We start from the raw sequence: 24,865 nt of genomic DNA on the forward strand, positions 1-24,865 counted from the left end.
CGCGGCAGTAGACGGTTATTCTGCTTCGGAGCCCGATTTGTGCAGTCATCCAAGCCGATCTTGATTGCCCTGGCATGGTCGCGGTCAAGGATGCAGAAGCGCCAAACTTCTTGACTGAACTTTAAAGCAGCAAGAACCGCTCATTTGAGCCAAATTTCGTCGATCCGGCTTTTCGCTTCTGAGCTCAATTGCCCACTTTCTAACGTCTCGATCAAGCGGCCTGGAAAATGTGTCATGTACCACTGTTTCTTGCGGTCGCGATGCGCCGCGTAGCCCTCATCGGATAACATGCCCCAGTGCTCCCAGTAGTATTTTTCTCCCCCAACTCGGAGGGTAAAGTCAGGCAAGAAGAACGTTCCGTCTGCAGCGTAAAGGGGCTCCTCGTAGGTGAAAGGTACTCCAGCTTGGTGAAGCAGATTTGCGATGATAACCTCGGATTTCGAACGAACCATGTCGCCGCTCAACGCCTCATGAATCTTGCCGCTTTCATACCAATCACTTCTCGCCAATAGACGGTCATCAACTGTTCTAAAGTGCCCGAATAGCGAAGACGAAACCAGCAAGCTTTGCGCGTTTTCCTTCCTTCGCGCTTCGAGCAATGGAGAAAGATTGCCCTGTATATAGAGCTGACAATGCCCTTGCGCGCGCGTTAATGCTGTATAGAGCAACTCTGCTGAAAGCGGTCTACGCGAAGCCGGTAGTATCACGAATGTATGAGAAAACTCGCTTCCTTGCGATTTGTGTATCGAAATCGCGTATGCAAGTTCAAGGTTATTTTCGACGCTTTCTGAGGTGAACTTTCCCTTCGTAGAGGTAGGAATCTCGCGTCCATAATTAACGCAGACCTGATCTTTCCGCGCAAATTTCACCTGAAATCGCTTAAGTCGTTTTTTGCTGTAACCGGAAAAGACCTTCTTCAGATCGGCGCGATCAAAGTTGTGTGCCTCAACATACCCGATCTCCCCGTTAAACAGCTCAACTTGACGAGATTTTCCCAGAGCAAAATCGTAAGCCCAAATTCCCCGACGTGATGTCCTGTTCTGGATCTGAATCACCTTGTCGTTCAAGGTGATCCCATCAACAGCCCCCACTCTATTAATCAAGTCATTGGTGAGGATTGATTGCAGCTCGATGTTCAATGCGTCGACGCCGTGGAGCTCTCCGCGATGTGGCGTTAAAACCTGAAGTCTTTCTGGTTTATTTTGCATGACTTCATTTCGCCAAAGCTTGTATACTTGATCTTCGTCAGAATTCTCCGGAAGAACTGAGACGATATCAGCGACCAAACTCGCGACTAGTCCATCGGCTGAATTCCAATAAACCACGTCCAGGTCTTCATCGATCTTGCCGCCCTGATGCACTTTCTGAAGGAGTTGTTCAGCCGCGGGCGAAGTCTGTTCGCCGTAAACAGCAGAATCCACCAGGAATAACTCGGCGAGACCGAGTATACCCTGACCTTTTGCATCGAGCCGATTTTCCATCTGACGCATATTGGTTTGTAGTACCGCCAGGTTGGGTGCTCCGGCCTTGCGCAGCCATTCGATGATGTCGGAAAATACTCGTCCTCGACCGATGGGCGGGAGCTGATTATGGTCGCCTACGAGGATCAGTCGTTTTACATGCTGCCATTCGATAGACCGGAAAAAGGTAGCTGCGAGGGCCAGGTCGAGCATGGATGTCTCGTCGATAACAATCGTGCCTTCGAGATCAGCGCATTTTCCTCCCCATCGTTTGAATGTGAGGTTGTCGTTAAGCCATCCGTTTGATGCCAAGAATGAATGGATTGTTGAGACGTTGACGCCGCCAATGTTGAATCGCTCGAACACTGCGCGCACGCGATCAGTCGCCTTGCCGGTCGGTGTCATCACATTGATCGGTGCTCCGGTACCTTCTACCTGGCGAATGGCTTTAACGATGGCCCGGATAATGGTGGTCTTGCCGGTTCCTGCGCGGCCGGAAACGACTGATAGCGGCAACCTAAAGATTTGGGAGCATTGGCCGGCCTGAGCTTCCACTGCCAGCCGGTATTCGTCGCCGCCCTTTTTGGCCAATGAGGACTCATCGTCGGAAACGGCACGAAGCCAAAAACCCTCCGGAACCGGGCGTGGAAGCGTGATGGGCGGCCGATCAAAAAGCTCAGTCAACGTTTTGTCTACGGTCCTTTCGTCTTGGAAGACATGCTTCAAATAAAGATAAAGCCGATCTTCTTCCTTTCTCAGCACCAGCGCCTTTTCTAGAGGCTCCCGGTCAACGTCGAAATAGCGCAGACTGAAATTTTGCCGTTTCCATTCGGGCAACCGATCCATGCGCGCATTGATTTCTTTGAGGATGATGTCTGCCGGGCGAAAAGTTTGGTTCGGCTCGCGCTTCAATTGCTCAACACAGAGGGAGCGCAGTCTTCGAGGATCGTCATTGAGCATGTCGCAGAGGACCTCGCCGCCCAACTCCGGCGATGGGAAGACACCACGATCAATCGTGCTCCAAGGAATAACATCGTCAGGCCCATCGCCGATGAAAAATTCGCTCAACAAATACGGGTCTTCAACGATGGATGACAAGCTCTCCGGAATGCCATGCGCGGCGCGCTTCTGTCCGATGATGCTTTGCAATTGATCAAGGTAAAGGTCAATCCGAACTGCAATCGTTTTGAGAAAGGCCCGGACATCATCCTCAAGCAACTGCCAGGAGCGCGACACCCGCTTTAGAGCAAGGCCAGTGAGTTTCAGCTCGGGGCAGTCTTTTCCGGTTTCCAGGGCATTGAAAAATAGCTCATAGGCCTTCTTCTCCTCACCACGATCACAATACCACTTGCCGTTTTTGATAGAGCCGCCTGCCTCAAGGAGGTCCATCACGGTCAAAAGTCCCGGATACAGACCTCGACGCTTCCAGAGTTTGGCAATCTGCGCCTGCACCCATTTGGCGCGGGCATTCCAATCCTCATTAGTGTCGCCGATTTCATTCAGCCGCGCTATGACGTCTAGCATTTGCTCAAGCATGCCGATGGTTACATCGTCGGTAAGATGACGGGCCCCATATTTACAGCTGGCAGGATTTTCCGGCGTGACCAGAAGCCTGTCTAGAATTTCGGGCTGCTCACGGTAGGCGTGATAGGGAATGCGAAAACCCTCGTTTGGATAATGCGATGATACGTTTCGCGCCCATATCATGCCATCCGCATAATTCTGACGAACATAGTCAGAGGGATTGGAATAGAAGAGCGGCTTTCCGATCTGTTTCACGCGAGAAACGCCGACTATGACGTACTTCGGATCGTTTTCGTCGGTAAATGGGTTGGAATGGTTGGCGTAGTAAAAGATGAGGCTTTCATCCACCTCCAGCTCCGCAAAAAACTCGTCCACTCCCACTCGGCGCTTGTTATTGTCGAGGCGGCCATCGGTATATACCTCTTCACCATACATGGCTTCGTAAGGCCAAACGCAGACCGAAGATGGAGGAATATCCCATTCTTCGCGCTCAGCACCGCCGTAGAAAAAATCGGGCGGATTGGAATAGCCGCGAATGGCATCGGGCCCAAAGGCATTGATGCTATATATGCAGGGTGGTAAATCTTCGCTTTTTAACTTGCAGACGGCCTGCCCAGAACAGGCTTTTTCCCGTTCCAAATCACGCTCCCGATGGATCAAATCCCCGGGAAAGGATTTCATGCCCACGCAATAGGTGTTGTGTTCCGGTTCTGAACAGATCCGGCCATTCCATCCGTCATTGTGCCAGGCGATACGTGCGGTGAGATGAGTGGTCATTGACACTTCTATTTGTACAGGTACTGGAAATACAATTTTAGTTTGAAGTCGCGAACCGCGTCAATGGCGCTATCTATCTCCGCGACATCAATGCATCCTCGAGAGATTGAATGGCTTTGCCGTCATCTGCCACGTTCGCCAGGAGCTATGATATCGACGGAGCAGCCGAGCATTCGAAGAACCTGCAGGACTTTTCCAACTTGAGCTGTTGGCTTACCTGCTTCGAGATCCACAATGAACCGTACGCCAACGCCAGAGACGCCGGCAAGCTCGTCCTGCCGGAGGTTTTGCTCTTTACGTGTTGTTCTGACCAGAGCGCCAATATCGGCTGAAGTTCTGACTTGCGTTGCCATGATCGACCTCCCGCTCGGGAAAATATCAAACAATCTGGGGCGGTGTCGAGTATATATTTCCCAATAGGGAGATTTACTGGATTCCGACGGCGGTAGCCTGTACCACCGATTGGAAGTCAATTGCCCGCTGATTGGGAACGGTGGCAATTCTTGCATTGCCACGAAGCCCTAGTACGCGTTTTAAACCATCGGATTTCGATCCAACTTCCCTCGGAATGCCGGATGCCGGTGCGATACGATCGCGTCAACCAGCGCTGGCGGCTTCGAGCCCGTCAGCAGCAGCATTTTGCCGGTCTTCATTTCCAGGATCTGATCAGCGGTCATGAGCTTCTGGCGCTGCTCGGCGGTGGAAGTCTTGCGGCTCTCGCCGAACTTCGCGGACGATTGTTTGGTGCGGGTCAGCACCGTCTGATCGCCGAGCGCGTTCGCGGCCCAATTGGCGGTTTCAAACTCGGCGCGGCCAAGGCCGAAAATGCGGGTGTTGACGCAGGAGCCGAGAATGCTGGCGGTGTCGCCCTTGCCATAGACGCTTTCGATCTGGCCCTTGTCCGGGGTGATGAATAGCGCCTCGATGCCGCAGCCGGCGGCGACGTTGGCGATGTTGATCAGCTTTTCCATCCGGCCGAGGCGAACAAATTCGTCCAACACAAGCAGCACATTCTTTTTCGGCTTCTTCGCGCCTTCGAGGCGTACGGCCATGCCGAGAATGATGTTTGTCAGCAGCCGGAGAAAGACGGCTTGTGCGTCCACCTGGTCGAGCGGCACGACCATGAAGAGATCGGCGCGACCGTCGAACAGGTTTTCGAGTGAGCATGTGGAGGCGCTGAGGAAACTACGCAGTTCGTCGGAACGCGCCCAATCAAAGGCCTTCTTGATCGTCGTCTTGATTGCCCCGCGCTCGTTCTCGCCGGCTGCGAGGAAGGTCGCGGCAGCTGCGGCCGGACGGGTGCCGAATGTCTCCGGCGCACCGGCCCATTCCGTCAGTGCCTTTTCAAAGCCGGCGGAAAACAGCAGGTCCATGACGGTGATCAGGTTGCGATCGGGTTCCGCGCGCCTGGTCATGACGACCTCGATCACAGCTGCAATCATGGATTTCGCCATTTCGGCGAAATGCGAGCCGTTTCCACCTTCCGGTCGAACAAGCCCCTCGGCAATGACTTCGATGTCACGGACCAGATGCGCTTGCCGGATATAGTCGAGTGGGTTGAAACGATCCTTCGACGGCTCGATGACGCCGAAGGGATTGAGAACCACGACCTGGCGCCCGAGCGACTGCCGATATCGGCGCGTCACGGCGAAATTTTCGCCCTTGATGTCGAGGACCGCGACCGGTCCGTCATGGTCGATGATTGCGGGAATGACGACGGACACGCCTTTCCCGGCGCGCGTGCCTGCAATGGCGACGTGATGGCCGGCACGCCATCCGGTCTTCGGGTTGGGGCGGTAGCGCAGCATTGCGCCGCCGGAGAGACCGAGCGGCAAGCCCGTATCGTTGTGGCGGAGCTGGCGCAGCTCACTCCGGTTCATCCAGCGGGCGCGCCATGGACCTTGTTTTGAAATGCGGCTCGATGACGCCGGGGCGGCAATCGAGATTGCTCGCAGAATGAGGAACAGCGGCACAGGCAGGCCGATGGCGAGGCTGGTTTGCAGGCCAAGCTTTTGCGCCTCTGTGAAGCGGTCCCATGTCGAAACCATCCCCCGGATGCCCTCGATTCCGGAATAGCCGGCATTTCGCCAAGCCTTGAAGCTGTCGAGCAGGACGCCGGCCGCAATGGTCGGGTCGGTAAGGGCGAGAGCAGACGCGGCAAGGAGGGCAGCCCCCACAGCTAAGCCCGACGCGCTGCGGATGCGGCCCTGGGTGTCTCCCACCAAGGTCAGCAGCGCAAACCCGCAAAACATGACCCGGATCGCGGCGCGCGCGTTTTGGTAGATCGGTGGCCAGAACAACGGTGCGGTTTCCATCAGCAGGAAACCGGCGGCCACGATGGCAATGGAAAGGGCATAGCGGTAGGGCTGAATAATCAAATTCATGGATCGAAACTCTAAACCGAAATGAAGATCAGTTGCGGCCGCGACCGGGCGCGGGCGGTCGGGCTGTCACGTCGGCGGCGCGACCGTCTCCAGCATCGCTTCGGCTTGCTCCAGCAGAGCGAACGCTTCCGTCAGCTCGGTCGAGGTCGTGGCGCTGGAATGATTGCCGGAGGCGAGCCAGGCGTTCATGAAGGTAGCCTGTGACGCGAAGAGTGATTTCAGCGATCCTTCCAAAGCCGCTTGCCGGTTTTCGATCATGTCGGTCGAGCGTTTCTCCAGCGCCTCGAATTGCGCGGTTCCGCTCTGCAAGGTGTTCATCAACGTCTCGACGTAACCCAGCAATTCGCGCTCCAGCGGCGACAGGGTCTCGGTCATCGGTGGTCTGGTCGTTCCGGTCATCGGTCAATCTCCCTGGACGATCTTCAGGCATGGGGTTTTGCCGGTCCCTGCCTGACAGGTGATCAGCTGAAGGCGGTTGACGTCCCATGTCAGGACTTTGCCGTTGCCGGTCTGGTTGATCTGCAAGCCCATCTGCCAGAGGCTTGCACTCTGGGCGCGGTCGATCATCAGACCCGCCCAAAACCAGCTCGCGGTGAAACTCAGCAGGATGATCAGCAAGGCCACCGCGCCCACGGTCAGCAAGAACGGCTGCACCATCGACCGGAGCCGGTTCACGTCCGCCTCGGTCGTTGCCAGCGCCTCGCTCAAGTGCCGGCGGTTCGCGTCCGTGAAGCTGCGGATATCGGTCTCGATTGTAGCTTGCGCGCGCTTCAAGGCTTCGCTCCAGTCGGTCTCGAAGATCGTCCAGGGCGATGGCGTCGAGCCGGCCTCCGGAGCGGCTGGGCTCGCCAACTGATCTTTCAAGCGCTCGCTCAAGGGTATTCTCTCGGGTCCAGTCTTCACGGAAAAGGTCTCCTTTCAAACGCCAGCGCTCGTCCGTCTCCGGATCGCGCACTGTGATATAATCTTTGCCGGCGCGCGGCAGGTCGAAACCGGCCGCCGTCAAAGCCTCGGTCATGCTCGGACGGTCATGGATTTGGCCGGTCTCGATGCGCTGGACGATCCAGTCATGGATCAGCTCGCGGGCATCGCCGCGCCGGACGCTTTCGATGAGGCTAACGGTCTCGCGGGCGCGCTCCGGCGCCATTGGGTCATTCCAGCCATACTCCTTATTCAGAACATCGCGTAGGGCGTCGTAGTGCTTCTGGTAGCCGGGCGGCGCAATGTTGAGGCTGCGCCCGCTCGCAAGCTCCATGCGTGGCGTCACGAAATGCAGCTCGACGCGGCCCTCGTGGGTATGGCGGACCCAAAGCATATCGTGCTGGTCGGGTTCGAGGCCGGCAAAGGCAAGGCTCTCGAAGGCGTCCATCACCTGTCGTTGCTGGGCAGGGTTCGGCCCGTCTTCAGCCGTGAAGGCGATGACGCCGGCCCGATAGGTCCACTGGTGTGGACAGACGTCGATCAGCGCGCGCATGCGGTCGGCATCGCCACGCAGCACCTCCGGCAAAGGCTCGCGGGCAAACAGCATGACCTCGCCGCGCTCATCGCGGATCGCGTTGCGGTTCTGGTCGTAGGCGACGACGTCGCGCTCGACCAGATAGTTAACCGGTCCCGATCCGCCGCCCTGGCCGTTTCGGAAGAACTTGATCAGCACGGCGCGCCATCCTTGGCCGTGAACTGCTCAAAGGGTTTCCGATAGCGCCCGCTCGATGGCGACCAGGCGCGCGGCAACCGTGATTGCGTCGATGGCGGACTACTGGCCCTGTGCCTGGGTCGTGTTCAGCCATCGCGCAATCTGGTTGAGGTTGCCGCCGATCCGGGCGACGGCGCGCACCAGTTCCGGGTCCACCTTGGGAACCGGACGGCGACGCCGTGCCTCGGTGAGGCCAAGCGCTTCCCGCATCAGCGTGGCGAAGGGCAGACCGGCCCGCGCCGCGCGTGCGGTCAGCGCCTGCTTTTCCGAGGCCGTGCAGCGGAAAACCACGACGGCATTGAGTTCGCCTTTGGGCGATCGCGGCGTGCTCTTGGTGGGGTTTGAAGGGGAGGTCTGCCTCCCCTCATAAGGCTCCCGGTCAGAAGGCTCGCCGTATGACAGGGGTCGCCTTGCTCCCTTCAAATCGCCAGCCATCATGATGCCCTCCGAAGATCGGTTTGCCTCGCGGGTTCATCGGCGATGTGGTCACGGCGACGGCTGAAGAATGCGATCCAATCGAGGGCGCTGGGGCTTGCGTCATCAGGTGGCCAGTAGCCCGGCAAGGCATAACCCGGCTTCCTGGTTTTCACCGTTCGAACGCCCAAGGCGTCGATCGAAGGAAAGCCGTGACGACGTAGCCAATCGCGCCACTGCTCGACCTGATCCGCCTTGCTCTCGGCCACGAAAACGAGCGGGATGGCTCGCCGCGTCTCGATGCGCGGCGGGGCGTCCTCGCGCGGGTTAGGTTTATATATTTTTTTCTTTCTCTGGGTTTGGTGGACATATTTGTCCCCCTTCGCTGGACAGATCTGACCGCCTTGCCGGACGATTTTGACCGCCTTTGTCAGGGTAAAGGGTGACAACTTTGTCCGTCTTTTCGCGGGCGTCCGATGCGCGTAAAATCGACGCCGCTGAGGGACGATATTCTGTGTTGTGCCCGACGCCATTTCCGCGCTGGACCTCGAACCATCCTTTGACCTCAAGTTCACGGACGGCGCGCTGAATGGTCTTGACGCTCTTGCCGGTCGCGTCGGCAATCGTTTGATAGGACGGCCACGCCTTTTCGGTGTGGCCGTTCAAATGCGTGGTGATGATATAGAGCGCTACGGATCGCGCGCTGTCGCTCAAATCCTTGTCACAGCTCAACTGCTGAAGCCATTGCAGCTTCACGTCCCGAAATGGCCGCGCCCCGCTCATGCGCGCCTCCCTGGCCGCAATACGACCGGGAAAGAAGGGCCGAAAACGACCGGAAAAAGTGGGACGGCGGCTTTACTAAGCCATTGATTTCTATGAAGCGGTGTTTTCGTCCCACAAGGGGTTAAGCTGCTGATTTTCTTGGAATTCGGCAGGCCCTCCGGGCCCACCATTTTTCTTTTGCTTCAACTGGATAGCGCAAGCATCCTCTCACGGGATGAGAGCTTTGCCGTAGCCATTCTCGCAGCTTTACGGGTTGGGACCGCCTTGCTAAAGCTTGATCGGGGAAGCGGGGCATAGCAGCATGACGATCTGGTACTACACTGTTGGGCAGGAACGCGAAGGGCCTGTCAGCAAAGAGCAAGTCTGCGCGTTGATCGCAAGCGGCAAGATTGTCCGCGATGCCTATGTCTGGCGGGAGGGGATGGCGGACTGGGAGATTGTTGGGACGCATCCCGAGTTTGAAGACACGTTCGTGGCGCCGCTCTCGGTTAAACCACCACCTCTGCCCTTCGCATCCAAAGCGCTGGATGGTGAGCAGAACGCGATGCGTCCTTGGCGGCGCTTCTGGGCAAGACTTGTTGACATCATGCTTCTGGGGCCTTTGCTTGCCGCAGCGATCGCATTCACGCTGGCAGCATGGGCGCCATCCGTCTACATTTACATCTCCTCGATGGAAAGACCGATGCTGGACGTCCTGCTTATGGTCGCACTATTGCCGATTATAGCGGTGGCGCTGGCACTATGTATGACTCTCTTCGATACAACTCCAGGAAAGGCGCTTGCTGGCGTCCAGGGTCGTGTTCCGCAAGGGACGAACAGACTTTTCTTCTATCTCGCACGCGAGTTCAGAGTATGGTTTTCTGGCCTTGGAATGGGTATTCCCGTTTTCTTGCCAATCGCTCTTGTAGTTCAATACCGGAGATTGGTATCTTCTCGTGCAGCAAGTTATGATACGGCTTCTCAGCCGATTGCCGTCAATGCACGAATGTCTCTCGTTCCTGTAATCGCTCTTGCGGTCGTTCTTTTCGCCGGTCACGTTTTCCTTTGGAACGAAGGTGACCGTGCTGCCACTTACGTCATTGGAAAACAGGTTTGGGTCAATCCGATCAACGGTAACGAAACTCTGCTACCATCGTTCTGGAATTTCCAGCCGTTAAACTCCTCAAGCGAGACAGAGATACAATTCGCAACAGATGACTTGTTGGCAATGGACGCCTCGGCAAGAGCCCGAGGCACTAAACATGCGGATGATTTGAACGCGGACGTCGGAAGCAGGCTCGTTTTATCGGCTTTATTCGGCCATGATACGCTCGGTTGGGATGGTATTACTCCTGAAAAATATGCGAGTATCATTGATGGCATGGCAGGCAAACTTTGGACCCGCTCCTCCGACTGGCGCCCAGTGGAAATAGAGGGTTTCAAAGCGCTTCGCGCTACCGGCTATTCTCGGGATCGGTCCAGGGTCGATGTCGAAACCACCCTCATCGTTCAGGGTAGAGACGCTTGGCAGGTTTCAGTATCGACGTACGATAACAGCCCCGATCAATTGAGGGAGAGGGATCGGTTCCTAAGCGCGTTGCTCCAAACGATTAAGTGAGCAATCCGTTTGACCGACTTGAAACACACTCTGGAAGTGTTGCTCGCAGTCAACGGGCGACGGCCTGAAGGCTCGTTACTGGATCAGCTGAATGTGCCGTCCAAGCCCTCAAATTCGACCGAATCTTGGCAAAAACCGTCGATCCGAGTTCCGTCATACAAAATTATCGTCCTGCTATGGTCTGCTAAAACGCAGCCGGGAAAACGAGGCGTGAAACGGTATGGCTGACTGGTATTACACCATCGGGCCGAAGCGCGGAGGCCCCGTCGACGAGGAGATTATTCGCAGGCTGATCGAGACTGGTCATGTCACCCGCGACGACTACCTCTGGCACGAACAGATGACGGACTGGGAGAAGGCCGGTCTCAATCGCGTTTTTGCCGATAGTTTTGCATCACTGGCCCTCGGGTCTGAGGAACAGCGTGTCGCGCCGAAACCGTTCTTTTTGCCCGCGCGTCCTTGGCGCCGCCTATGGGCAAGGCTTTTCGATCTATTGATGATGTCACCTTTGTTCACGATCGTCGGACACGACATCTTGGTTGCTGCTTACCTCTATTTCCATGGGAACCGACCCGGTCTTCTCCTCGCTGCACTCGTCCTGTATCTAATGCTGATCTCTCTCGCAGCTATGATACCCGCAATATGCATGGCTTTATTTGGCACCACGCCAGGCAAGGCCATATTCGGCGTATGGGTGTTTGCGCCTCACGAGAGTTTTTGGCCACGTTTCAGATTTTATTTCGGTCGCGAGTACAGGGTGTGGTTTTGGGGGTGTGCGATGGGCATCCCGCCGTTGTTCATTCTCACATTCCTTTTTCAGTACAGGCGACTGAAGGTCGATCTGAACGCGAGCTATGACAGGGAACGCTCGAGTGTGTTGGTGCTTCGGCCAAGCCGCATCGCAGCCTTGATCATGGTGCCGGTTATGCTGCTTCTCATCGGTTGCGCTATTGTAAATGTGAGCGACTATCGCTCCGACGAAAGGATCACTGCGAGCCATGGCGCTCTTCCCGTGCCATCTTACGAAAGTGTCCCCTTCGATCGGATGGTCGTACCGAATTTGACACCGACCGACTCAACCAAAACATGGGTGAATCCCAGGTCGGGCAGGGGCGCCAGGATCAGCAAAATCTGGGAGCACCCTTATAATGACTCCTCTAAAGACAGCTTCGTCTTCCGGGCGCCGACGCTGGGGATGACAGCACTGGTTTCCCACGAGCTTATTGGGAATGACGGCGCCGATCCGACGGCTTATCTGAAGGATCTGGAAAGACGCGTCGACCATATTATGAAACCGACCTCCGATTGGGGGGCAGCCTATGTCAACGGAGTGCAGATCATGCGGGTATCCGGAATTGCCACGACTGCATCGGAAACACGCGCAGAACTCACGGTTTTCATGAGGGGTGGAAATGCCTGGCTGGCCTTGATAGTGACGCCAGGAAATTCCGAACTGCAGTCGATCGAAAGAAAGAATTTTTTGAGTGCGATCTTCGGAACAGTCAATTGACGGAAGGACATCCGTTCTCATTGGCCTCTGGTGGCCGGGCTATGTATGACAAAGGCTATCCGCCAGTTGTCGCGGATCGGGCACGTTGCGCCTTACCGTGGCGATCAAGAGCTTAATGGTCTTTTCGGTTCGGAGTGCTCTTGTCACGCCGACTTTACTGCGTCTGCCTGTGCGGCTTCGCGTTTAGGGCTATAAGGGAGCTTCGTATGCGTTTTGTCGACTGCCTTGGGAGAAAAAACACTGACTGACATCATGTCGTATATCGCGGAGCGTCGTTCATGATCGTCGGCATCGTTCTGACGGTCGCCTTGCTGTTGTTTCTGATGGCTTTCCCGCGACATCTGAAACCCGTTGTGGCAGCACTTGCCGTGGTGTGGGCCTGCCTCGGAGGCTGGGTTTTGTTTGACTGGGTCCGCTCTGGCGAAAGGCTGGAGAAGATCATTGCCACGGCGGCCTATGACCCAACCTGTCGGGATGAGAATGCGCCGATCCGGGTGAGCTTTCAGAATACCAATGATGTCGCGGTCGAGCGGTTGACCTATACGCTGGAAGGTTTTGAGCCCGCCTTCCGTGCGCCGATTTCGCTCGAGGCCTATCAGCCAAACGAAAGGCGGTTAGGGCCGCATGAGAGCTACGCTGCGTGCCGGCCATTTCGGTTGCGCAGCAATGAGCAGGCCGATCCCGCGCGGCTGGAATGGCGTGTGACGGTGAACTCAGCAGATTTCGAGTGAGCTTCCTGATGGCGCGGCGATACAGCATCGGCCCGAAAATCGGACTCGATTTTCGGAAAGCACGATGCGTAGATTCAAAAAAGTAAAGCGTCCTTTGTGCGTCCAATAGGACGCACGGCGCTTTTGGGTCTCTGCGCTTCGCCGTGCCATTTGTCATGCTTCAATCAGAAGCGCGCGCCTTTTTCGGCGATCATCTTCGTCAGGCTGCCATCCGCCGGGAAAAGCGGGATGAGGCAGGCTTGAAGGGCGTGGTAGATGTCTCCCTTGCCGGGGAAGAGGGTGTTGGCCGGAACGAGGTCTTCCGTCAGTTCCTCATGCCAACCACCGAACTGATGGTCGAGGAAGGTGTTGGCGATCGTGCTCCAGATGCGGCGATAGCTATCTTCGTAGAATTCGTCGGCGGGCAGATGCTCGTTGAGGAAGTGGGCCGCACCGGCGGCTTCGCACATCGGCCACCAGAGCTTTTCCGTCTTGGCAGGCGTGTTGTCCCAATCGAGCGTGTAGAAGAAACCGCCTTTTTCGCGGTCCCAGCCGAGCGCCATGGACTGGACGAAGAGTGACTTGGCGGCGGTCGGCATCCAGTCGTGCTTGCGCTCACCAAGGATCCAGAGCTGCAGGATAAGGCGAGACCATTCCAGCCAGTGACCCGGCGTTGAGCCTGAGGGGCGGAACATTTCGTTGCCGCGATAATCCTTGTCCAGCACCCAGTTCTCATCGAAATGCTCCGGCACGCGGAAGTCCAGCGCGCCAGCGGCGCGGCGGATGATGAGGTCGGCAATGCGTTCGGCCTTGATGAGGTAGGTCTTGTCGCCCGTGGCCTCGAAGGCGGCCATCAGGGCTTCGGTGAGGTGCATATTGGAATTCTGGCCGCGATAGTTTTCGATCGGCGACCAGTCTCGGTGGAATTCCTCATTGATGGCGCCGTGCTTCTCTTCCCAGAATCGGGTTTCGAGAACCTCGGTCACATCGGCCAGCATCGCATCGGCCAGCGGATGACCGACGACCTTGGCGGAGGAGGCGGCGAGCAGCACGAAGGCGTGGCCATAACCCTGCTTGGTGGCGTCGGCAGGACCGTTGTCATCCACCTGCCAGAAGTAGCCGCCATGCTCCTTGTCGCGGTGCTTGTCCCATAGATAGGTCATGCCATGGTCGACGATATCGCCGCAGCCGGGGCGACCGAGCAGGTGGCCGATGGAGAAGCAATGGACCATGCGGGCAGACGCGTGGATGCCGCGCACCGGATTGTCGGAGGAGAGGGGAGCGCCTTTCCGGTCGAGATCGAAGAAGCCGCCTTTGGGATTGACCGCGCGATACTGGAAGAAGTCGAAGAGGCCTTCCGCCTGCTTTACCAGCCATTGGCGATGCCAGGGCAGCGTGCTCCAATAGGCTTTCGTGCTTTCCGTCTCGGTCATCCGTTCCTCCTTTGATGCGCTGTTGGAGCATACCTATATCTTTGAGGCGCAAGGGTGTCATCCACGGTCGGAATTTCGTAGCTTCCTTTTTAGTCCAGAACCGCGAATGCCGGATGATATGTTGACATAAAGATATCTTTATGTGACTTGATATCTTGCTGATTTGCAAAGAATGAGGAGTGAGTGCCGATGTTGGACGATCTGTTTGGCCCCCTGGGCGGCAAACGCGACGGCGCGGAAATTCTGAAGGCGCTGAAACAGGCGGCTGAAGAGCGCATCCTCATTCTCGATGGCGCCATGGGCACGCAGATCCAGGGCCTTGGATTTGACGAGGACCACTTCCGCGGTGATCGTTTCATTGGTTGTGCCTGTCATCAGAAGGGCAATAACGACCTCCTGATCCTGACGCAGCCGGATGCAATCGAGGATATCCATTTCCGCTACGCCATGGCGGGGGCGGATATTCTGGAGACCAACACGTTTTCGTCCACGCGTATCGCGCAGGCCGACTACGAGATGGAAGGCGCGGTCTATGACCTCAACCGCGAGGGCGCCTTCATCGTGCGTCGCGCCGCTCAACGCGCCGAGCGCGAGGATGGCCGCCGCCGTTTCGTGGCAGGTGCCATCGGCCCGACCAACCGCACCGCGTCGATCTCGCCGGATGTGAACAATCCTGGCTACCGTGCTGTCAGCTTCGACGATTTGCGCGTTGCCTATGGTGAGCAGATCGACGGTCTGATCGACGGCGGTGCCGACCTCATCCTTATTGAAACCATCTTCGACACGCTGAACGCAAAGGCCGCGATTTTCGCCTGCGAGGAGCGCTTTGCTGCCAAGGGCATTCATCTGCCGGTGATGATTTCCGGCACGATCACCGACCTTTCCGGCCGCACGCTGTCGGGTCAGACGCCGTCGGCCTTCTGGAACTCGGTGCGTCACGCCAACCCGTTTACCATCGGTCTCAACTGTGCGCTCGGTGCCAACGCCATGCGTCCGCATTTGCAGGAACTGTCGGATGTGGCCGATACCTTCATCTGCGCCTATCCGAATGCCGGCCTGCCGAACGAGTTCGGCCAGTATGACGAAACGCCGGAGATGATGGCGGCACAGGTTGCCGAGTTTGCCCGTGAGGGACTGGTCAATGTGGTGGGCGGCTGCTGCGGCTCGACGCCGGAGCATATTCGCGCCATCGCCGACGCCGTGAAGGGTTTTGAGCCGCGCAAGGTGCCGGAACACAAGTCCCTCATGTCGCTGTCCGGCCTCGAGCCCTTCGTGCTGACCAAGGACATTCCCTTCGTCAATGTCGGCGAGCGCACGAACGTGACGGGCTCTGCCAAGTTCCGCAAGCTGATCACCGCTGGTGACTATACCGCTGCACTTGCCGTCGCCCGCGATCAGGTGGAGAACGGCGCGCAGATCATCGACATCAACATGGATGAGGGCCTGATCGACAGCCAGAAGGCCATGGTCGAGTTCCTCAATCTGATTGCCGCCGAGCCGGATATCGCCCGCGTGCCGGTGATGATCGACAGTTCCAAATGGGAGATCATCGAGGCTGGCCTGAAATGCGTTCAGGGCAAATCGATCGTCAACTCCATCTCGTTGAAGGAAGGCGAGGAGAAGTTTCTCGAGCAGGCGCGTCTGGTGCGCAATTACGGCGCTGCTGTCGTCGTCATGGCGTTTGACGAAGTGGGGCAGGCCGATACTTACGAGCGCAAGGTCGAGATCTGTACGCGCGCCTACAAGCTGCTGACGGAGAAGGCCGGGATTCTGCCCGAAGACATTATCTTCGACCCGAATGTGTTCGCCGTTGCGACCGGTATCGAAGAGCACAATAATTACGGCGTGGACTTCATCCAGGCCACCAAGACCATCCGCGAAACCATGCCGCTCGTGCATATTTCCGGCGGCGTCTCGAACCTGTCCTTCTCCTTCCGCGGCAACGAGCCGGTGCGCGAGGCGATGCATGCCGTGTTCCTGTATCATGCGATCCAGGTCGGCATGGATATGGGCATCGTCAATGCGGGCCAGCTTGCGGTCTATGAGAGCATCGATGCTGAACTGCGCGAGGCCTGCGAGGACGTGGTGCTGAACCGCAACCCCAACGCGACCGAACGGCTGCTTGAAATTGCCGAGCGTTACCGGGGTACAGGTGCCAAGGAAGGCAAGGTTCAGGATCTGTCGTGGCGCGAACTCCCCGTTGAGAAGCGGCTGGAACATGCGCTGGTCAATGGCATCACCGAATATATCGATGCGGATACGGAAGAGGCGCGCCAGCAGGCGGCCCGTCCGCTGCATGTCATCGAAGGTCCGCTGATGGCGGGCATGAATGTGGTCGGCGATCTCTTCGGTTCAGGCAAGATGTTCCTGCCGCAGGTGGTCAAATCCGCCCGTGTGATGAAGCAGGCTGTTGCCGTTCTTCTTCCCTATATGGAAGAGGAAAAGCGCCTGAACGGCGGCGATCAGCGCAAGTCGGCCGGCAAGGTGCTGATGGCGACGGTGAAGGGCGATGTCCACGATATCGGCAAGAACATCGTCGGCGTCGTTCTCGCCTGCAACAATTACGAGATCATCGATCTCGGCGTGATGGTGCCGACCACCAAGATTCTCGAAACGGCTGTTGCGGAGAAGGTCGATGTCATCGGTCTTTCCGGCCTCATCACGCCGTCGCTGGATGAAATGGTGCATGTGGCCTCCGAGATGGAGCGCATGGGGCTCGACCTGCCGCTTCTGATCGGTGGGGCGACGACGAGCCGTGTTCATACGGCGGTGAAGATCCATCCGCGTTACGAGAAGGGCCAGGCAATCTATGTGACGGACGCCTCGCGCGCGGTCGGCGTGGTGTCTGCACTTCTGTCGGAAGATCAGAAGCCAGCCTATATTGACGGCATTCGCGCCGAATATGCCAAGGTTGCCGATGCGCATGCGCGCAATGAACGCGAAAAGCAGCGCCTGCCGCTGTCGCGTGCGCGCGAAAACGCGCAGAAAGTGGATTGGAGAGGCTATCAGCCGGTCAAGCCGCAATTCATCGGTACCAAGACATTCGAGGGCTACGATCTCGAAGAGTTGTCGCGCTATATCGACTGGACGCCTTTCTTCCAGACCTGGGAATTGAAGGGTCGTTTCCCGGCCATTCTCGAGGATGAGAAGCAGGGTGAGGCAGCACGCCATCTTTATGCCGACGCGCAGGCCATGCTGAAGAAGATCATCGAGGAAAAGTGGTTCCGACCGCGCGCGGTGATCGGCTTCTGGCCGGCCAATGCGGTGGGGGACGATATTCGTCTGTTCACCGATGAAAGCCGCACCTCGGAGCTCGAAACCTTCTACACGCTGCGTCAGCAGCTTTCCAAGCGCGATGGACGGCCCAATGTCGCACTCTCGGATTTCGTCGCGCCGAAGGACAGCGGCATTGCCGACTATGTCGGCGGCTTCGTGGTGACGGCGGGTATCGAGGAAGTGGCCATTGCCGAACGTTTCGAACGGGCCAATGACGACTATTCATCCATTCTGGTGAAGGCGCTGGCCGACCGTTTCGCGGAAGCCTTTGCCGAGCGCATGCATGAACGGGTGCGCAAGGAGTTCTGGGGCTATGCGCCGGATGAGCGCTTCAGCAGTGAGGACCTTGTTGGAGAAGCATACGCCGGTATTCGCCCGGCGCCCGGCTATCCGGCCCAGCCCGATCATACGGAAAAGGACACGCTCTTCCGCCTTCTGGATGCGACAAACCAGACGGGTGTGGTGCTGACGGAGAGCTATGCCATGTGGCCTGGTTCGTCTGTTTCCGGTCTCTATATCGGCCATCCGGAGAGCTATTACTTTGGCGTTGCCAAGGTGGAGCGGGATCAGGTTGAGGATTATGCTCGGCGCAAAGGCATGCCCGTGAAGGATATTGAGCGCTGGCTTGGACCAGTGCTGAACTATGTGTCGGTGGATGCGGCGAAGGATGTTGAGACGGCGGCTTGATGGGTTGGGTTCGGGTCTTACGTAGAGGCTGAGGCGCGATACCCCCCTCTGTCCTGCCGGACATCTCCCCCTCAAGGGGGGAGATCGGATGCGGCCGCCACCCGGCCATCTCTAATGTCGCGAATGGATTGAGGAGCTGTCTTCTTTGCGATCTCCCCCCTTGAGGGGGAGATGTCCGGTAGGACAGAGGGGGTACCTTCCGCCATCTCTGCCGTCGAAAAGAAAGAGGGGCCTCGCAGCCCCTCCAAAACCTTCCAGCGCGGAAACCCTTAACCGGCCCCGCGCCAGCCATTCTTCACATCAATAGACGACGACGCCGCGGATGCTTTCGCCCTTGTGCATCAGGTCGAAACCCTTGTTGATGTCTTCAAGCGGCATGGTGTGGGTAATCATCGGGTCAATCTGGATCTTGCCTTCCATGTACCAGTCGACGATCTTCGGAACGTCGGTGCGGCCGCGAGCGCCGCCGAAGGCCGTGCCCATCCAGTTGCGGCCGGTGACCAGCTGGAAGGGGCGGGTGGAGATTTCCTGGCCGGCGCCTGCGACGCCGATGATGACCGATTTGCCCCAGCCGCGATGCGAGGCTTCGAGCGCCTGGCGCATGACCTTGGTGTTGCCGGTGCAGTCGAAGGTGTAATCGGCGCCGCCGATCAGGTCGCCATTGCGCTTCGTCATGTTGACGAGGTGGGGCACGATATCATCACCAACATCCTTCGGATTGACGAAGTGCGTCATGCCGAATTTTTCGCCCCAGGCCTTGCGGTCATTGTTGATATCGACGCCGATGATCATGTCCGCGCCGGCAAGACGTAGGCCCTGAAGCACGTTGAGGCCGATGCCGCCGAGACCGAAGACGATCGCCGTCGAGCCGATCTCGACCTTGGCCGTATTGATGACCGCGCCGATGCCGGTCGTCACGCCGCAGCCGATGTAGCAGACCTTGTCGAAGGGCGCGTCCGGGTTGATCTTGGCAACGGCAATTTCCGGCAAAACCGTGTAATTGGCGAAGGTGGAGCAGCCCATATAGTGATGGATCTTGTCCTTGCCGATGGAGAAGCGGCTGGTGCCGTCCGGCATCACGCCCTGGCCCTGGGTGGAGCGGATCGCGGTGCAGAGGTTGGTCTTGCGCGAGGTGCAGGAATAGCATTCGCGGCATTCCGGCGTGTAGAGCGGGATGACGTGGTCGCCCTTCTTGACCGAGGTGACGCCTGGGCCGACGTCGACGACGATACCGGCACCTTCATGGCCGAGGATCGCGGGAAAGAGACCTTCCGGATCGGCACCGGAGAGGGTGAAATCGTCCGTGTGGCAGATGCCGGTCGCCTTGACCTCGATCAGCACTTCACCGGCGCGCGGGCCTTCCAGCTGAACGGTCATAACTTCCAATGGCTTGCCTGCCTGAACGGCGACTGCGGCGCGAACGTCCATCGTCTCGTCTCCTTCGTATCTTTGTCATTCGTGGAAGCACTTTTTGCCCGACGCGGGCCTTATGAACAAGTGCAGTTGCGGCAATTCCTCAAACTTCCGCGACCTCTGTCATCTTGAGGCGGCGGGCGCTCAGCCTTTCGCGCCAGATGATGAAGAGGCCGGATGCCACAATGATGACGATGCCGAGCCATTTGGACGGCGTCGGGAAATCGGAAAACAGCAGGTATCCCAGAATAGTGGCGGAGATGATCTCAAAATACTGAAAGGGGGCAAGCAGCGACACCGGCGCAAGCCGAAAGGCCTTGACCACGAGAAGATGCATGTAGCCGGAAATCGAGCCGAGCAGGATCAGCAGAACGAGCCCATGATCCCAGCCGGGCAGGGACATCTCGAAATTGGCGTCTCCGAAACCGGTGCCGATCAACAGGGCGCCGCCCATGAAGATCGTTCCGGCAATGCCGGCCATCGTCTGCATCACCAACGGGCTGTCGCCATCGCCGATCGCGCGGTTGAGGAAGAGATAGAGAGTGAAGAGGAAAGCGCAGGCGACCGGCAGAAGCGAGGTGAGGCCAAAAAGCTCGAAGCTGGGCTGGATGACGATCATCGCGCCGATAAAACCCACGGCAATGGCGCTCCAGCGCATCCAGCCGACCCGCTCGCTCAGAAACAGCGCCGACATGATGGTGAGCAGGAAGGGCTCGACGAAGTAGATGGCGAAGACATCGGCCAGCGGCATGTATTTGACGGCGGCAAAAAATGTCAGGCTCGCGGCCGCATGCAGGACGCCACGCAGCAGGTTGAGCCAGGGGCGCTTGGCATGGATCAGCGACTTCGGCGACATGAAGAGCAGCAGCGGCAGGGTGCAGACCAGCTGAAAGAAGAAGCGATAGAAGGTGACCTGGCCAGGGGACATGCCGGCATGGGCCATATATTTCGCAATCGCATCCATCACCGGCAGCACGATCATGCAGGCCGCCATGATGAGCATGCCGCGGACCGGCTGGCTGATGCTGTGCGAAGAGGACATAGGAGATTTCCGCATTTCGGGATGAGGTGGTCGCGGCAGATTAGAGGATTCTTTGGCGGTGGAAAGCGCGTTCTCGCCTTTCACTTGCCTAACCACGCCAGCCATCACGTCGCTTTTCAAGCCGTCACGCAATTTCCATGGTGTCTTTATCGTCGAGCGGTTATAGCGGGCAAAAGACATCCGATGCTTGGAATGGAGATATCAGTGGAACGCACCTGTCTTGCCGTCATTCTCGCCGCCGGTGAAAGCACACGCATGAAATCCTCCATGTCGAAGGTTTTGCATCCGGTTGCTAGCCGTCCAATGATTGCGCATGTGATGCAGGCGGTTTCCGGTGCTGGCGTTTCCGCTGCTGCTCTCGTCGTAGGTCGTGATGCGGACAAGGTGGCGGATGCCGCGCGGGTGGCGGGTGTTTCTGTCGAGCCTTATCTGCAGAAGGAACGTCTTGGCACGGGCAACGCCGTGCTTGCGGCGCGCGAAGCCATCGAGAAGGGCTTCGACGATATTCTGATTGCCTATGGCGACGTACCGTTGCTGACCGCCGAGACGCTCAACCGGGCGCGCCAGGCGCTGACCGACAATGTCGATGTCGTCGTCATCGGGTTTCATACAGACAAACCAACGGGTTACGGGCGTCTTCTGGTGCAGGATGGTGAGCTGGTCGCCATACGCGAGGAGAAGGATGCGAGCGACGACGAGCGCAAGGTCACATGGTGCAATAGCGGCTTGATGGCGATCAATGGTCGCCGGGCGCTGGATCTGCTCGACCGCATCGGCAACAACAATGTCAAGGGCGAGTATTATCTGACCGACATCGTCGAGATCGCCCGCGCTCAGGGCGGCAGGGCTGTGGCTGTCGATGCCCCCGAGACGGAAATGACCGGCTGTAACAACCGCGCCGAACTTGCCATCATAGAAAGGCTCTGGCAGGAGCGGGCGCGTCATCAGTTGATGATCGACGGCGTTTCGATGATCGCGCCGGAAACCGTCTTCCTGTCCTGGGATACCAAGATCGGTCAGGACGCTCTGATCGAGCCGAATGTCGTCATAGGTCCCGGCGTCACCATCGAATCGGGTGCGATCATCCACGCCTTCTCGCATCTGGAAGGCGCGCATGTCAGCGCCGGGGCGACCGTTGGTCCCTATGCGCGGCTTCGTCCGGGCGCCAATCTGGCGGCGAAATCCAAGGTCGGCAATTTCTGTGAAATCAAGAAGGCCGAGATCGGCGAGGGTGCCAAGGTCAATCACCTGACCTATATCGGCGATGCGTTCGTCGGCGCGGGCAGCAATATCGGTGCGGGTACGATCACCTGCAATTATGACGGCATCAACAAGCATGAGACGCGGATCGGCAGAAACGCCTTTATCGGTTCCAACTCAGCGCTCGTGGCACCCGTGACCATTGGTGATGATGCTTACATCGCCTCCGGGAGTGTGATTACCGATGATGTTCCGGGCGATGCGCTGGCCTTCGGTCGGGCACGCCAGGAGGTCAAGGAAGGCCGTGCCAGTGTGCTTCGCGCCCGCGCCCAGGCGATCAAGGATGCCAAGAAGAAACCGGCGTAACCTTCTGACAAAGGTAACGAATAGACATTGAAAGTGACCGCGGTTGCGATTGCGGTTTTTGCGGAAATCGCTACGACTTCCGCCCATTGAAAAAGCATCCGTCAGAAGACCTGACTCGGTTTTCGGATCATCGGATGCTCACCAAAAAATCTTGGAGACCTGTATGTGCGGCATCGTCGGAATTGTTGGAACGCAACCGGTTGCGGAGCGCCTCGTGGATGCGCTGAAGCGGCTGGAATATCGGGGCTATGACTCCGCAGGCGTTGCGACGATCCATGATGGCGCAATGGACCGCCGCCGCGCCGAGGGCAAGCTCTTCAATCTGGAGAAGAAGCTCTTCGAAGAGCCGCTTCCCGGCATCACCGGCATTGCGCACACCCGTTGGGCAACGCATGGGGTTCCGAACGAAACCAATGCTCATCCGCATTTCGTCGATGGCGTCGCCGTCGTTCACAACGGCATCATCGAGAATTTCTCCGAGCTGCGTGAGGAGTTGAAGGCCGAGGGCGCGACCTTCACCACCCAGACCGATACGGAAGTGGTGGCGCAGCTGCTTGCCAAATTCACTCGTGAGGGACTGTCGCACCGCGATGCGATGCTGACGATGCTGAACCGCGTGACCGGCGCCTTTGCGTTGGTGGTGATGTTCCAGGATGAGCCCGGCACGCTGCTGTCCGCCCGCTCCGGTCCGCCGCTTGCCGTCGGCCATGGACGCGGTGAGATGTTCCTTGGGTCGGATGCGATCGCGCTTTCTCCTTTCACCAACGAGATCACCTATCTGGTGGATGGCGATTGCGCCATCATCACCGCAGCCGGTGCCGAGATTATCGATTTCGCCGGCAAGCCAGTGCAGCGCCAGCGGCAGATTTCCCAGGCGACGGCCTATGTGGTGGACAAGGGCAATCACCGCCACTTCATGGAAAAAGAGATCTACGAACAGCCGGAAGTCATTTCCCATGCGCTTAGCCATTATGTGGATTTTGCCGACAAGCGGGTGAAGGATGTCGACCCGGCGATCGACTTTTGCAAGCTCACCGGCCTGGCGATTTCCGCCTGCGGCACGGCCTATCTGTCCGGTCTGATCGGCAAATACTGGTTCGAGCGTTATGCGCGCCTGCCAGTGGAGATCGATGTTGCGTCCGAGTTTCGCTACCGCGAAATGCCGTTGTTGCCGACGCAGGCCGCGCTCTTCATCTCCCAATCGGGTGAGACGGCGGATACGCTCGCCTCTCTGCGCTACTGCAAGGAGAACGATCTGAAAATCGGCGCGGTCGTCAATGTGCGCGAATCGACCATTGCGCGTGAATCCGATGCGATCTTCCCGATCCTGGCTGGCCCTGAAATTGGCGTTGCCTCCACCAAGGCCTTCACCTGCCAGCTTGCCGTTCTGGCTTCGCTGGCGATCGCAGCCGGTAAGGCGCGTGGCACGCTGACGGCAGAGCAGGAAACCGAGCTTGTCCGTCATCTGATCGAGATGCCGCGGGTGATGAGCGAAGTGCTGAACGCCATCCAGCCGCAGATCGAAACCCTGTCGCGCGATCTCTCGCGCTTCAAGGACGTGCTTTATCTCGGCCGCGGCACATCCTTCCCGCTGGCGCTGGAAGGCGCGCTAAAGCTCAAGGAAATTTCCTATATCCACGCGGAAGGCTATGCCGCAGGCGAGTTGAAGCATGGGCCGATTGCGCTGATCGACGAGAACATGCCGGTCATCGTCATTGCACCGCATGACCGCTTCTTCGAGAAGACCGTATCGAACATGCAGGAGGTGGCAGCCCGCGGTGGGCGCATCATCTTCATCACCGATGCGAAGGGGGCCGCGGCCTCGTCGCTGGAAACCATGGCGACCATCGTGCTGCCGACCGTCGATGAACTCATTGCGCCGATGGTCTTCTCGCTGCCGATCCAGCTGCTGGCCTACCACACGGCCGTCTTCATGGGCACGGATGTGGACCAGCCGCGCAATCTGGCAAAGTCGGTTACGGTGGAATGATTGTCCGTCCGGAACAGGTCGGCGATCTCGACGCAATCGGCGTCGTGACGCAGGCGGCGTTCCGGGATGTTCCCTATAGTGACCATAACGAGCACCTCGTCATCGAACGCTTACGGCGGGCCGGTGCGCTCGCTGTTTCGCTTGTGGCGGAGGAGGGCGGGGCAATCATTGGCCATATCGGCTTTTCGCATGTCGGACTTCCTGAAAGCAGTGACATCTGGTTTGGCCTTGGTCCGCTTTCCGTGTTGCCGGAATGGCAGGGGCGGGGTGTCGGTTCTGCGCTCGTTCATCGCGGTCTCGACGCGTTGCGCCAGCTGAATGCCGGCGGGTGCGTCGTCATGGGCGATCCTGCCTATTACCGTCGCTTCGTTTTTCACCACGATGAGCGACTGAAGGCCGAGGGCATTGATGACGAATATTTCATGATCCTGCCCTTGCAGGGCGGAACGCCGTCCGGCATTGTCCGTTATCATCAGGCATTCTTCGGTGACATCGCCTAGAGCATTCCGGTGATAACGGGACCACCTTCAATGCTCTCGGTCTCTGTTTTACCGCATTGTCCGACGCCAAAGCGATCACGCTTCGGCTGGAGATGCTCCAACATTC

19 protein-coding genes are annotated in these 24,865 nt (G+C 58.0%); 9 read left to right on the forward strand and 10 right to left on the reverse strand.

Annotation, left to right across the window (positions count from 1 at the left end; genetic code table 11):
- Positions 1–140: 140 nt before the first annotated feature.
- The 5 genes from PVA19_RS09085 to PVA19_RS09105 all read right to left on the reverse strand — a co-directional run bounded on the left by PVA19_RS09085 (position 141) and on the right by PVA19_RS09105 (position 7,048).
- Positions 141–3,761: an AAA family ATPase gene (locus PVA19_RS09085; RefSeq protein ID WP_274102131.1), complete on the reverse strand. Its 3,621-nt coding sequence runs from the start codon at positions 3,759–3,761 to the stop codon at positions 141–143.
- Positions 3,762–3,883: 122 nt separating this feature from the next.
- Positions 3,884–4,114, reverse strand: coding sequence for a type II toxin-antitoxin system Y4mF family antitoxin (locus PVA19_RS09090; RefSeq protein ID WP_274102132.1), 231 nt, complete (start codon positions 4,112–4,114; stop codon positions 3,884–3,886).
- Positions 4,115–4,294: 180 nt separating this feature from the next.
- Positions 4,295–6,145, reverse strand: a complete 1,851-nt coding sequence (locus tag PVA19_RS09095) for a type IV secretory system conjugative DNA transfer family protein (RefSeq protein WP_274102133.1) — start codon at positions 6,143–6,145, stop codon at positions 4,295–4,297.
- A gap of 66 nt (positions 6,146–6,211) precedes the next feature.
- Positions 6,212–6,544, reverse strand: a complete 333-nt coding sequence (locus PVA19_RS09100) for a hypothetical protein (protein WP_274102286.1) — start codon at positions 6,542–6,544, stop codon at positions 6,212–6,214.
- Between the two features lie 3 nt (positions 6,545–6,547).
- Entirely contained in the window at positions 6,548–7,048 is a 501-nt protein-coding gene (locus tag PVA19_RS09105; RefSeq protein WP_274102287.1) for a hypothetical protein, read from the reverse strand.
- Between the two features lie 127 nt (positions 7,049–7,175).
- Here PVA19_RS09105 and PVA19_RS22405 point away from each other — a divergent pair, with 127 nt between their 5' ends.
- Together PVA19_RS22405 and PVA19_RS22410 are read left to right on the forward strand one after the other, a co-directional pair.
- A complete protein-coding gene (locus PVA19_RS22405; protein WP_443111631.1) occupies positions 7,176–7,334 on the forward strand; it encodes a hypothetical protein in 159 nt (52 codons plus the stop codon).
- Positions 7,335–7,343: 9 nt separating this feature from the next.
- Positions 7,344–7,844, forward strand: a complete 501-nt coding sequence (locus tag PVA19_RS22410; RefSeq protein ID WP_443111632.1) for a hypothetical protein — start codon at positions 7,344–7,346, stop codon at positions 7,842–7,844.
- 54 nt (positions 7,845–7,898) lie between these two features.
- Here the strand turns inward: PVA19_RS22410 and PVA19_RS09115 are convergent, their stop codons facing one another.
- Together PVA19_RS09115 and PVA19_RS09120 are read right to left on the reverse strand one after the other, a co-directional pair.
- Positions 7,899–8,276 (reverse strand): plasmid mobilization protein, encoded by a 378-nt coding sequence (locus PVA19_RS09115; protein WP_274102134.1) that lies wholly within the window; start codon positions 8,274–8,276, stop codon positions 7,899–7,901.
- Positions 8,277–8,585: 309 nt separating this feature from the next.
- Complete coding sequence (locus PVA19_RS09120) at positions 8,586–9,035, reverse strand: helix-turn-helix domain-containing protein (RefSeq protein WP_274102135.1); 450 nt, start codon at positions 9,033–9,035, stop codon at positions 8,586–8,588.
- A gap of 301 nt (positions 9,036–9,336) precedes the next feature.
- Here PVA19_RS09120 and PVA19_RS09125 point away from each other — a divergent pair, with 301 nt between their 5' ends.
- The 3 genes from PVA19_RS09125 to PVA19_RS09135 all read left to right on the forward strand — a co-directional run bounded on the left by PVA19_RS09125 (position 9,337) and on the right by PVA19_RS09135 (position 12,873).
- Positions 9,337–10,632 (forward strand): RDD family protein, encoded by a 1,296-nt coding sequence (locus PVA19_RS09125; RefSeq protein ID WP_274102136.1) that lies wholly within the window; start codon positions 9,337–9,339, stop codon positions 10,630–10,632.
- A 220-nt stretch (positions 10,633–10,852) separates the two neighbouring features.
- Positions 10,853–12,142, forward strand: coding sequence for an RDD family protein (locus tag PVA19_RS09130; protein WP_113226312.1), 1,290 nt, complete (start codon positions 10,853–10,855; stop codon positions 12,140–12,142).
- A 278-nt stretch (positions 12,143–12,420) separates the two neighbouring features.
- Entirely contained in the window at positions 12,421–12,873 is a 453-nt protein-coding gene (locus PVA19_RS09135) for a hypothetical protein (protein WP_062426464.1), read from the forward strand.
- A 164-nt stretch (positions 12,874–13,037) separates the two neighbouring features.
- On the opposite strand, the gene PVA19_RS09140 is transcribed toward PVA19_RS09135, so the two are convergent.
- Complete coding sequence (locus tag PVA19_RS09140; RefSeq protein ID WP_274102137.1) at positions 13,038–14,285, reverse strand: AGE family epimerase/isomerase; 1,248 nt, start codon at positions 14,283–14,285, stop codon at positions 13,038–13,040.
- Positions 14,286–14,474: 189 nt separating this feature from the next.
- Here PVA19_RS09140 and metH point away from each other — a divergent pair, with 189 nt between their 5' ends.
- Entirely contained in the window at positions 14,475–18,248 is a 3,774-nt protein-coding gene (gene metH / locus PVA19_RS09145; protein ID WP_274102138.1) for a methionine synthase, read from the forward strand.
- 300 nt (positions 18,249–18,548) lie between these two features.
- Here metH and PVA19_RS09150 read toward each other — a convergent pair whose 3' ends face one another.
- Together PVA19_RS09150 and PVA19_RS09155 are read right to left on the reverse strand one after the other, a co-directional pair.
- Complete coding sequence (locus PVA19_RS09150; RefSeq protein ID WP_274102140.1) at positions 18,549–19,676, reverse strand: S-(hydroxymethyl)glutathione dehydrogenase/class III alcohol dehydrogenase; 1,128 nt, start codon at positions 19,674–19,676, stop codon at positions 18,549–18,551.
- 88 nt (positions 19,677–19,764) lie between these two features.
- Complete coding sequence (locus PVA19_RS09155) at positions 19,765–20,703, reverse strand: DMT family transporter (protein ID WP_274102141.1); 939 nt, start codon at positions 20,701–20,703, stop codon at positions 19,765–19,767.
- Between the two features lie 204 nt (positions 20,704–20,907).
- On the opposite strand from PVA19_RS09155, the gene glmU reads away from it, so the two are divergent.
- From glmU to PVA19_RS09170, 3 genes are all read left to right on the forward strand, one after another.
- Positions 20,908–22,269, forward strand: coding sequence for a bifunctional UDP-N-acetylglucosamine diphosphorylase/glucosamine-1-phosphate N-acetyltransferase GlmU (glmU, locus tag PVA19_RS09160; RefSeq protein WP_274102142.1), 1,362 nt, complete (start codon positions 20,908–20,910; stop codon positions 22,267–22,269).
- A gap of 163 nt (positions 22,270–22,432) precedes the next feature.
- Positions 22,433–24,259: a glutamine--fructose-6-phosphate transaminase (isomerizing) gene (gene glmS, locus PVA19_RS09165; RefSeq protein ID WP_274102144.1), complete on the forward strand. Its 1,827-nt coding sequence runs from the start codon at positions 22,433–22,435 to the stop codon at positions 24,257–24,259.
- Complete coding sequence (locus PVA19_RS09170; protein ID WP_274102145.1) at positions 24,256–24,759, forward strand: GNAT family N-acetyltransferase; 504 nt, start codon at positions 24,256–24,258, stop codon at positions 24,757–24,759. The genes glmS and PVA19_RS09170 overlap by 4 nt, the downstream gene beginning before the upstream one ends.
- Positions 24,760–24,865: the final 106 nt, after the last annotated feature.

It is taken from the genome of Agrobacterium sp. CNPSo 3708 (assembly GCF_028674915.1).
Lineage (GTDB): Bacteria > Pseudomonadota > Alphaproteobacteria > Rhizobiales > Rhizobiaceae > Agrobacterium > Agrobacterium cavarae.